Here is a 10,121-nt window from a genome sequence, read left to right on the forward strand (position 1 = left end):
GTAGCATAGAACTACTATAAAATTGACTTGAGAATACAGTAACAAAAGTAAAAATCAACTAAGAAGGAGAAAAATAGAAATAAATTCACTAAATTTAATCAACTGATTTTCAATATTTAAATATAATAAATTTATGGCTAAAACAGATAATGAATTTAATATAAATGGTAAATTAGGAAATTTAATTTTTTTTCAACGTAATGGTAAATCTTTTGTCAAAAAATATGCAGGCGGATTTGTTAATAGTTCAGCACAACAGCATCCAAATACAATAGAAGTTAAGAAACGTTTCAAAGAATTATCAATGTTTTCCGCATCCTTCAAGAAAAACATACTACCATTCAACTGGAAACAAAAAGACGGTACTTTTCACAACCAATTGGTTTCATTTTTTTCTACTATAAAAAAAGAAACCAATCAATCTACCATGTACACAGCACTAGTAGAAGCCCACAAAAATGGTAAATTACAACATCGTTCACTCAACAAAAAGTGCAAACTATCCCCATTTTATGTGCAATATAATGCACCAACAAATGAATTAAAAATACAAGCAGGCCTAGTATTCCAACACAAATCCAAATTCCCAAACGCTTATTTAGAAATCAGTATAGGATGGTTGGTTTGCACCGAAGAATTAGAGTTAAACCTTATCAATTTTCAAAATTTCTATGTCCTAATAGATAACCTTGCGACACCACTTACAGAAATTAAGTTATCACCAAAAATACAAGAACAACAAAACTCAACAACAACTTTTCCTTTTATCGGAATATCCATTGTAACACAAAACAACGAACAAGCAAAACTCTTTCATCCCTTTCACTATACACTCACAACATTCCTATAAATATGAAAGCATAAACTATAATAAGTAAACAAATTTCCATTGCGAATATCATAATTATCGAATAAAATAAATAATCATAAATAAACACAGTAAAAAAAAATAGAGAAGAGAACATCCAATAATAACTTGCATATTCTTACAAATAAAGTAACTTTGTAAACAACCTAAATTAGAAATACTTAAATATACACATCATGCAACAACCTCTCATTTCGGTTATTGTTCCATGCTACAATCAGTCTATTTACATAGACGAATGCCTACAATCAGTCTTAGACCAAACCTATCAAAATTGGGAATGTATCATAGTAAATGACGGATCACCAGACAATACAGAAGAAGTAGCCTTGCAATGGACCAAAAAAGATCCTCGTTTTATATACCTAAAAAAAGAAAACGGAGGCTTATCTTCTGCCCGTAATGCAGGCATAGAGATCGCAAAAGGAGAGTGGATTTTACCACTAGATTGTGATGATAAAATAGGTTCTCAGTATCTAGAATTAGCATCTGCTCAATTTGATAAAGATTATCAGGTTATTACTTGTTTAGGAAAAAATTTTGGAATGAAATCAGATTTGATAAAAATGGAAAAATTCTCATTATCAAATATAGCCACTTACAATACTTTTTTTGCATCATCTTTTTTCAAGAAATCAGTTTGGGAAAAATCAGGAGGTTATGATGAAAATCTTATTTATGGCTTAGAAGATTGGGACTTTTGGATATCTATTTTAAAAGATGGAGGAGAAGTTTATTATATTCCAGAAGTTTGTTTTTTTTATCGCATAAAAGAATTCTCAATGGTAACAGAATTAGTAAACCAGAAAAGGATTCAGATGACAAATATTATTTCAAAAAAGCATATTGACTTTTTTCATCAATATTTAGGAGACTTTCCTACACTTGCTTTAGAGATAAAAGTCTTAAAAAGAGAGAGAGAAATGTATCTAAATGTATATCGTAGTAAAAGATACAAATTAGGTAATATAATTATTTCATATTATGATAAAATTTTTAAATAAAATTTTATACAAAAATAAGACCATTCTTAATTGCCCAACAAATGATGACATCAAGTTTTATGGCAATAAAAAAAATGAAAACTTTAAGACCAATTTCCCGAAAATAATTTGGTCATATTGGCATGATGAGAACACTCCACCATTAGTAGAAATCTGTATCAACTCTTGGAAAAAAAATAATCCAGATTTTGAAATTAATATCCTCAATAAAAAAAATATCAACCAATACATTGATACATCTGGTTTCGAGAAATATCAAAACTTAAGCATTGCCAATCTTTCGGATATCATCCGTTTAAAACTATTGTATCAATATGGTGGTGTATGGCTAGATTCCTCAATCTTATTGAATCAAGATATTAAATATTATACAAATATTCTCGAACAAAAAGCTCTTAACTTATTATGTTTTGAAGGCTATGGTCACCTCAATGACAATATTGGAAAACCTATTACAGAATCTTGGTTTCTAATTTGTTTTCCAAAACAAGAACTAATCCAAGATTGGTTATTTTGTTTACAAGAAGCCTTTAACACAGAAAATCCCGAACAATATTTTATAGAAAATTATCCCAAAGAATATTATAGTATAGAAGAAAAAAACCGAAATTATTTGTCGGTTTACATGGCTTCACTAGTCGCTATGAAAGATGTAAATGATTTTAAAATAGGATTATTAAATTCAAAAAAAAATGGATTTTATTATAATTATCTTTTCAAAAATAATTATGTTAAAATCGCAAAATATTTACTTTTACAAACCAAATTTTCAAAATTCCCTAGCATAGTAAAACTAACCTCAAACAACAGAAATGCTATTACAGAAATGCTAAATTATAATTGCATTCGGAAAAAATCAATGTTTGGTCAATATAAAAACATCAATTAATATGATCACCATCTTCACGCCAACTTATAACCGCGCTTACATTCTCTCGACATTATATCAATCGTTGATGGAGCAGTCGTACAAGGATTTTGAGTGGCTAATTGTTGATGACGGAAGTACTGATAATACGGGGCAATTGGTACAACAATTTCAAGAAAAAGCAGATTTTCCAATCCGTTATTATCATCAAAAAAACAAAGGCAAACATATTGCCATTAATCATGGATTAGAAAAAGCCAAAGGAGAGTTATTCTTCATTGTAGACAGTGACGATTTCTTATCAAATGATGCTATTGAAAGACTTACTGCTAAATATAATCATATAAAAGACAATAAAAACGTCGCAGGAATGGCCATTGGTTGTCATTCTATAAAAGACAAAAGCAAAATTATCTACTCAAAAAACCTTCCGCAACACGAGATTCTTTTAACCCATAATGAACTCGTTTACCAGTTAGGAATAAAAGGAGATTTTGCAACAGCTTTCAAAACAGAGATTCAGAAACAATATCCTTATCCATATTTTGAAGGGGAAAAATTTTTCAGAGAATCTTATGTTTATCGTCAAATAGGTAAAAAATATAAAACCCTGTATATTGATGATCCCATTTATTTTGCAGATTATCTCGAAGATGGCTTAACTGCAAAGTCTTGGCAATTATTAAAAGAATCGCCGAAAGGTGCCTCTTTATTTTTTAAAGCATTAAGCAAGGAGAAAATCCCTTTTAAAGCTAAATTGAGTGCTCTTAACGCTTATTGGGATTTCCAAATGAATGATATAAAATCACCCTGGATAGAAAAAATTAAAGGAATATCTGTTTTATTATCTATTATTGTATTACTCAACAAAAAAATGAAATTATTTAAATTTTAGTTTATTTTTAATCGTTTACAATTTTTTTTTAAATATAAAAAACAAATTAGTGAAAATTACTTATATATATCCATCATTACATTATCCAGGAGGAATCTCACGAATTCTTACTATAAAAATGAACTATCTCGCAGATGTTTTGGGTTATGATGTTACTATTTTAACCTATTCACAATTTGATAAAGGTTTCTTTTTTCAACTTTCGGAGAATGTTAAACAATTACATTTCGACATAAGACGCAATACTGTTTTTAATGGAAATTTTTTATCAAAAAAAATCCAAGAAAGAGAATTTCTAAAACAGTACAAATCTGATCTCGAACTATTTTTAAAACAGAATCCTCAAGATATCCTCATTACAACAACTTTTGGTTTAGAATATAAGTTTTTGTACAAACTAAAAGATAAAAGCAAAAAAATTGGTGAGTTTCATTTTGCTTATAACAAGTCGCTACTTTCAACGCTTAAAACATTAAAGGACGTAAAACACCCGAAAGATATTCTGGATGTTATGGCACGTCGTTCTTATATTAAAAGTATTCGTGGTCTTGATCATTTTGTGTTGTTAACCAAAAGAGATTTGCAATCTTGGAATAAATTATTTTCAAACACCAGTTATATTTCCAATCCTATTTCTTTGTCAACCGATAAGACAAGTTCTTGTTCATCGAAAACCGTGTTAGCAATTGGGCGATTTCATTATCAAAAAGGATTCGATTATCTCATAGACGTTTGGCGCCAAATAGCACAAAAACATCTGGATTGGAAATTACGAATTGTAGGTAATGGTGAAGAAGAAGCTAAGATTAGAGATTTGATAAACAAATATAATTTGCAAGATTCGATTACAATTATTTCACCTTCTCAGCAAGTAAATTTAGAATATCTTAATAGTAGTATTTATGTAATGACATCTCGATTTGAAGGTTTACCTTTAGTATTAATTGAAGCGATGCACTTTGGTTTGCCAATTGTTTCTTTTGATTGTGAATGTGGTCCAAGTGATCTTATCGAAGATGGTATTAATGGTTACTTGAGTAAAGTTGGCGATACTTATGCATTAGCAGACCATATCCATCATTTGATTGAAAATCCTAGTTTACGAAAACAAATGGGAGAAGCAAATCGTGAGAAATCTTTTAATTATAAGTTAGAGCCTATAATGAAACAATGGGATAATCTTTTTAAAACTTTATTGAAGTAGAATGATGAACGATTTTTGATAGTTGTAGAAATGAATAACGACTTTGGTATATAATTTTAATATTTTAATATGATAATAGGTAAAGGGCTGATTGCATCTCAATTTTTGGAGCATGATCGAAAAGATGTGGTATTTTTTGCGTCTGGTGTTTCAAATTCGTCAGAGCAAGATAAGCAACAATTTAAACGGGAATTGGATTTGGTTTTAGAAACAATCGTTCAGCATCCAACTAAATTATTAGTCTATTTTAGTACTTGTTCGATTTATGATTCTTCTAAATATAATAGTCCGTATGTGTTGCATAAGTTGCATATCGAAGAAATTATCAAACAACACGCTTCAGATTATCTTATACTAAGGATAAGTAATGCAGTTGGAAAAGGAGGAAACCCTAATTTGTTGATGAATTATCTTTATAATCAAATTATGATGAATCAACAATTAAATGTCCACCAACATGCAACACGTAATTTGATTGATGTAGAAGATGTAAAGGATATTACGCTTCAATACGTTCAATCTAATCGTTGGAATAGAATTGTGAATGTGGCTTATACTGAAAATTATTTTATACCAGAAATAGTAGAAGCTTTCGAGGAAATACAACAAAAAAAAGCTATGAAGTTAATGGAAAATAAAGGTGAGCATTATTCGATTGATATTCATGAGTTGGAGTATCAATTTTCTATTCAAGATAAAGGAGAGTATTTGAATAATTTAATCAAAAAATATTATAAATAAATGATTCCTAAAATAATTCACTATTGTTGGTTTGGTGGTAATCCACTAACTGAAAGTATAAAAAAGAATATTGAAACATGGAAATTTTTTAATCCTGAATATGAAATCAAAGAGTGGAATGAAAGTAATTGTAATTTAACAGTCAATGCTTTTGTAAGAGAAGCATATGCTAATAAAAAATGGGCATTTGTTTCTGATTATATACGTGTTCAAAAAGTTTATGAATATGGAGGTTTTTATTTAGATACTGATATGGAAGTAACATCTTCATTTGAAGATTTATTAATTTATGAATGTGTGTGTGGTTTTGAAATGCTTAATAAGCCTTTTTCTGCTTTTTTTGGAGCAAGAAATAAACATGTTTTTGTTGAGGATATGCTAAATTATTATGAAAGACAAAAAGAATTTATACAATTATCAAATACAAATATCTTTTCTAAACTTTTAATTGAAAAATATAATGTAAATCCTTTAAGTGATAGTTTTCAGTTGGTTAAAGATAATGTTGCTGTTTTCCCTTCGACAGCTTTTAGTTTAGATATTCCAAAAAACTATGTTATACATCATTTTGACGGTAGTTGGATAGAAACGGAACAGTCCTTTTTTAAACGATATGTTAATATGTATGGTATTTTAAATCAATTAGTGTCAGCAGAAAAATCAAAAGAAAGTATAAATCATTTAATTTATCATAATAAAATCTTCACTACTGAACAAATTTTGGATAAAATACCAATGAAGTTTATTGTACAATATATGTTAAGTCAACTAAAAAATAAAATTTTAAGAAGAAACTAAAATCTATCTTTAGCCTTCATAACGTTTCTTAAAAATTTTAAACCCAAGATTTGTAGGAAGATTTAATAATAAATTTTCCTTTTTTTGTTGTTTTGTAAAATCATCACTTAAATAATCAGAAAGTAATAGGCTAGGTGCCTTTTTCATGCGATTATAGTTTGTTTTAAAATAAGTTTCATCTTTCAAAACCTTCCATTGCATTTGAATAATCAATTTTTTAAAGTTAATAATCCAGCCTCTTATCAATTTTTTTCGTTCGGTATCGTCTGTATTTTTATATGATTTTACAATCCATTCTAAGATGGTTTGATGATTTTCTGAGTTTCTTTTTGTTCGGTTAAAAATAACAGAATTTGCGTGTAAATAGTAATTATACGTAATGTCATCAATGATCGATAAAGTATCTATTTTTTCCATGCAATGAAACATCCATAATTCATCTTGTGCATATAAACCTGGAACAAAATAAATGTTATTTCTTTTAATAAATTCTAAATCAATTAATTTGTTCCATGAAGTTATTGGGAACATTTTACCGCAATATGCTTTAAAAATACTGGTATTTGAATCGTAAATTTTTAATTTAGATCTTGTAGGAAACCCAAAATCTTTTACAGACTGATCAAACGTATTTATCCATCGATTTTGAGCAATAACCATTTGTGTATTATTAATTAGTACATTTTCTACTAATTTTTCGATACAATTAGAAGTGATATCATCATCACTGTCTAAAAAATAAATATACTTTCCTGTCGATTTATCAATTCCTGTATTACGAACAACAGACAATCCTTGATTGGTTGGTAGATGATGTAATTGAATGTTTAATTCCTTATTCGAAACCATATATTCTTCAATGATTGCAATACTGTTATCAGGCGTACAATCATTAACTAAAATAATTTCTATATTTTGATACGATTGATTTTTTACAGAATCTAAACATCTGATAATATAATCTTCGCATTTATAGACAGGTATGTTAATGCTAATAAGCGGTAGGTTATTCATTGGTTAAGTATTTTATTTTGTAGTTCAAAATTACGTTAATATGTTACATTGTTAAATAACATCTTTAGAAATAATTAACTTTAGGTATATTTGTATATCTAAACCTAAAATAACATGTTGCATATTATTGCAAAAATAAACAATAAAATTCAGCTTAAACTTAATAAAAGTGGTTTTGTGAGTCATCCTAATCTTTCTATTGGAAAAAACTTTAAATTAGGAAACTTCACAACAAATATCATTCATTCAACTTCATCGGCAACGTTTGGACAAAATATCGATATTCGAAATAATTTTAATTTGGTTTTAGGCAAGAATGCAAATTTGACAATTGGCGATAATGTCTTCTTAAATAACGGTTGTTCTATTAATTGTTTAGAAAGTATAGTTATTGGAGAAAATACACTATTCGGTGAGAATGTAAAACTATATGATCATAACCATCGGTATGATACCTCTCAAACTTATCACAAAGAGTTTAAAACAGACTCGATAATAATAGGTAAAAATTGTTGGCTAGGATCGAACACGATAGTTTTAAAAGGAGTAAACATCGGTGATAATGTCATTATTGGTGCAGGTTGTGTAATACATAAAGATGTTCCTGCAAATTCTATCATAGTTAATAAGCAAGAACAAATAATTAAACAGAAGTTTTAAAATTATTATGAAGCCAAGAATTTCGGTTGTAATGTCTGTTTATAATGCAGAGAAATATGTAAGAGACTCTATTGAATCAATATTAAATCAGACCTATAGTGATTTTGAATTTATTATCATAGAAGACTGTTCTGAAGATAAAACTTTAGAGATAATTGAATCATACTCTGATAATAGAATTAAATTAATAAAAAAGGTAAGAAATAAAGGTTTTAAGGGGTTTGTTGAAAATTTGAATATTGGTTTAGATGAATCGAGAGGTGATTTTATTGCTCGAATGGATGCTGATGATATAGCTAGTTTGGATAGATTTGATAAGCAAGTTAAATTTTTAAATAATAATCCATCAATTTTTATGGTTGGAAGTTCAATGAACTTAATAGATGAAAATAATAATTTCATAAAAAAAAAATACGCTTTAAATAATCACTCTGATATTGTAAATCGGTTTAATATTGATAACCCTATGTTTCATCCAACCTTGATGTTTAGAAAAACAGATATAAGATATAATGATAATTATAAAGGAGCAGAAGATTTCGATTTTCATTTACAGCATTTATCTATTAAAAAGAAATTTGCTAATATTGATGAATGTTTATTGAATTATAGAGTTTTAGATGATTCTTTGTCAAGAATTGATAATAAATTAATTAATAGAATAATATTAGAATTTTCAAGAGATCAATTTGTGATGCGTAAAGAAAATAAATCTGAATTAGATTATAATTTAGAAAAATTGGTTAATTATAGAACAGAGAATTTGTCCTTAAAAGAAAAAATATACATACTTAAAATTGCTTTAAAATATAATTCATCAGAATATAAAGATTTACTAAAAATATTTAACGTAAAAAGTCTAAGATTATTAATCTTCGAAAATGAAAATATCAGAAATATAGCTTCGAAATTTTTATTAAAGAGAATTCAAAAGATTAAATAAATGATTACTATTATTATTAAATCCTTCAATCGTCCACATTATTTAGATCGATGTTTATTTTCAATTTATTTAAATATTAAAGGAACTTTTAAAATAAAAGTAGTAGATGATGGAACTCCAGAAAAATATTTAAAAAAAATATCTGACAAGTATCCTGATATAGAAATAATAAAGACTCAAAATTATAATAGGAAAATACAATCGATTAAAGATAATATAGAAAAAGGTGATTTAATAAATGGATTTGATATTCCTATATCAGATTGGAAAGAAACAGTTAAAAAATCTTCTGACTATGTTTTAGTTACTGAAGATGATGTTTGGTTTACAGGTAAATTAGATTTAGATATTATATATCAAGTGATGAAAGATAAAAATTCATCATTGCTAAAGATTGGTTGGATTTCAAACAGAACAATTAAATCTAAAATTATTGAAGAAGTAGGAAATATTCAATTTATCAAACCAGATTTATTTCTTGGTAATAGGTTTGTTATGGAATGTATACTTAAAAATAAATTTAAGATTTTTTCATTATTATATAGATTAGGAAAAGTAGATAATTCATCAAGAAATGAATACTGGATATTAAACTCTATGCTAATGGGTGTATATAAAAGAGATTATTGGTTAAACGTTTGGTCGACTCTTTCTAATAAAGTTGACGAAATGGAACAATTAATAAACGCTAGTGTTTGGGCTAAAAAAAATACTGATAATAAATATGCTTTCTCAAAATTGAATTCATTAATAATGAATACTACTTTTCAAAGTTCAGCAACCACATCATATCATGAACATTATAAGATAAATTTTGATGTTAATAAATTTAATTATTATTTAAATGAGGAATGGTATAAAGATAATTTTGATGTAATTTCAGATTTTCCAAAAGATATAAATAGGGCTAAAATAGTCGAAATATTAGATAAATTTAATGATGAAAAATGCACATCAGAAAATTGGATATTATGGACTAACAAGTTTAAAGAACAATATATAAAACAAGGTGTAGTAGTAGAATAAAAAAGAGAAATATTCTCTCTTTTTTATTAGGACTGTCTCTTAAAGTGTGTAAGTTCAAAAATTCTGCTTGGGTTAAAATCGAGCAGAATTTTTTTTATAC

The 10,121-nt window shown here is 27.2% G+C and carries 11 protein-coding genes; 10 read left to right on the plus strand and 1 reads right to left on the minus strand.

All coding sequences use genetic code 11. From position 1 onward, the window contains the following. Positions 1-133: 133 nt before the first annotated feature. The 7 genes from N5D03_RS02020 (at position 134) to N5D03_RS02050 (ending at position 6,378) form a co-directional block, all read left to right on the plus strand. Positions 134-850: a hypothetical protein gene (locus tag N5D03_RS02020; protein ID WP_280050795.1), complete on the plus strand. Its 717-nt coding sequence runs from the start codon at positions 134-136 to the stop codon at positions 848-850. A 194-nt stretch (positions 851-1,044) separates the two neighbouring features. Then, on the plus strand, positions 1,045-1,872 hold the full coding sequence (locus N5D03_RS02025; RefSeq protein WP_280050796.1) for a glycosyltransferase family A protein: 828 nt from the start codon (positions 1,045-1,047) through the stop codon (positions 1,870-1,872). Next, the gene (locus tag N5D03_RS02030) at positions 1,853-2,761 is read left to right on the plus strand and encodes a capsular polysaccharide synthesis protein (RefSeq protein ID WP_280050797.1); all 909 of its coding nucleotides are present in this window, start codon (positions 1,853-1,855) and stop codon (positions 2,759-2,761) included. Before N5D03_RS02025 ends, N5D03_RS02030 begins: the two co-directional genes overlap by 20 nt. 1 nt (position 2,762) lies before the next feature. Continuing rightward, on the plus strand, positions 2,763-3,635 hold the full coding sequence (locus tag N5D03_RS02035) for a glycosyltransferase family 2 protein (RefSeq protein WP_280050798.1): 873 nt from the start codon (positions 2,763-2,765) through the stop codon (positions 3,633-3,635). Positions 3,636-3,684: 49 nt separating this feature from the next. Beyond that, positions 3,685-4,839, plus strand: a complete 1,155-nt coding sequence (locus tag N5D03_RS02040; RefSeq protein WP_280050799.1) for a glycosyltransferase family 4 protein — start codon at positions 3,685-3,687, stop codon at positions 4,837-4,839. 69 nt (positions 4,840-4,908) lie between these two features. Continuing rightward, positions 4,909-5,580, plus strand: a complete 672-nt coding sequence (locus N5D03_RS02045) for an NAD-dependent epimerase/dehydratase family protein (protein ID WP_280050800.1) — start codon at positions 4,909-4,911, stop codon at positions 5,578-5,580. Next, positions 5,581-6,378, plus strand: coding sequence for a glycosyltransferase (locus tag N5D03_RS02050; RefSeq protein WP_280050801.1), 798 nt, complete (start codon positions 5,581-5,583; stop codon positions 6,376-6,378). A 9-nt stretch (positions 6,379-6,387) separates the two neighbouring features. Here the strand turns inward: N5D03_RS02050 and N5D03_RS02055 are convergent, their stop codons facing one another. Further along, on the minus strand, positions 6,388-7,392 hold the full coding sequence (locus tag N5D03_RS02055; protein ID WP_280050802.1) for a glycosyltransferase: 1,005 nt from the start codon (positions 7,390-7,392) through the stop codon (positions 6,388-6,390). A 114-nt stretch (positions 7,393-7,506) separates the two neighbouring features. Between N5D03_RS02055 and N5D03_RS02060 the strand changes: the two genes are divergently transcribed. The 3 genes from N5D03_RS02060 to N5D03_RS02070 are packed head-to-tail and all read left to right on the plus strand — an operon-like array spanning position 7,507 to position 10,021. Next, a complete protein-coding gene (locus tag N5D03_RS02060; protein ID WP_280050803.1) occupies positions 7,507-8,052 on the plus strand; it encodes an acyltransferase in 546 nt (181 codons plus the stop codon). A gap of 7 nt (positions 8,053-8,059) precedes the next feature. After that, positions 8,060-8,995, plus strand: a complete 936-nt coding sequence (locus N5D03_RS02065; protein WP_280050804.1) for a glycosyltransferase — start codon at positions 8,060-8,062, stop codon at positions 8,993-8,995. Then, positions 8,996-10,021 (plus strand): glycosyltransferase, encoded by a 1,026-nt coding sequence (locus N5D03_RS02070; protein ID WP_280050805.1) that lies wholly within the window; start codon positions 8,996-8,998, stop codon positions 10,019-10,021. Positions 10,022-10,121: the final 100 nt, after the last annotated feature.

The sequence above is a fragment of the Empedobacter sp. GD03861 genome, assembly GCF_029840885.1.
In the GTDB taxonomy this organism is placed as follows: Bacteria; Bacteroidota; Bacteroidia; order Flavobacteriales; family Weeksellaceae; genus Empedobacter; species Empedobacter falsenii_B.

What these genes read in the sequence shown, in the direction of transcription:
- N5D03_RS02020 (WP_280050795.1), top strand. Translation starts at nt 134, where the DNA reads ATGGCTAAAACAGATAATGAATTTAATATAAATGGTAAATTAGGAAAT.
- N5D03_RS02025 (WP_280050796.1), top strand. Translation starts at nt 1,045, where the DNA reads ATGCAACAACCTCTCATTTCGGTTATTGTTCCATGCTACAATCAGTCT.
- N5D03_RS02030 (WP_280050797.1), top strand. Translation starts at nt 1,853, where the DNA reads ATGATAAAATTTTTAAATAAAATTTTATACAAAAATAAGACCATTCTT.
- N5D03_RS02035 (WP_280050798.1), top strand. Translation starts at nt 2,763, where the DNA reads ATGATCACCATCTTCACGCCAACTTATAACCGCGCTTACATTCTCTCG.
- N5D03_RS02045 (WP_280050800.1), top strand. Translation starts at nt 4,909, where the DNA reads ATGATAATAGGTAAAGGGCTGATTGCATCTCAATTTTTGGAGCATGAT.
- N5D03_RS02050 (WP_280050801.1), top strand. Translation starts at nt 5,581, where the DNA reads ATGATTCCTAAAATAATTCACTATTGTTGGTTTGGTGGTAATCCACTA.
- N5D03_RS02055 (WP_280050802.1), bottom strand. Translation starts at nt 7,392, where the DNA reads ATGAATAACCTACCGCTTATTAGCATTAACATACCTGTCTATAAATGC.
- N5D03_RS02060 (WP_280050803.1), top strand. Translation starts at nt 7,507, where the DNA reads ATGTTGCATATTATTGCAAAAATAAACAATAAAATTCAGCTTAAACTT.
- N5D03_RS02065 (WP_280050804.1), top strand. Translation starts at nt 8,060, where the DNA reads ATGAAGCCAAGAATTTCGGTTGTAATGTCTGTTTATAATGCAGAGAAA.
- N5D03_RS02070 (WP_280050805.1), top strand. Translation starts at nt 8,996, where the DNA reads ATGATTACTATTATTATTAAATCCTTCAATCGTCCACATTATTTAGAT.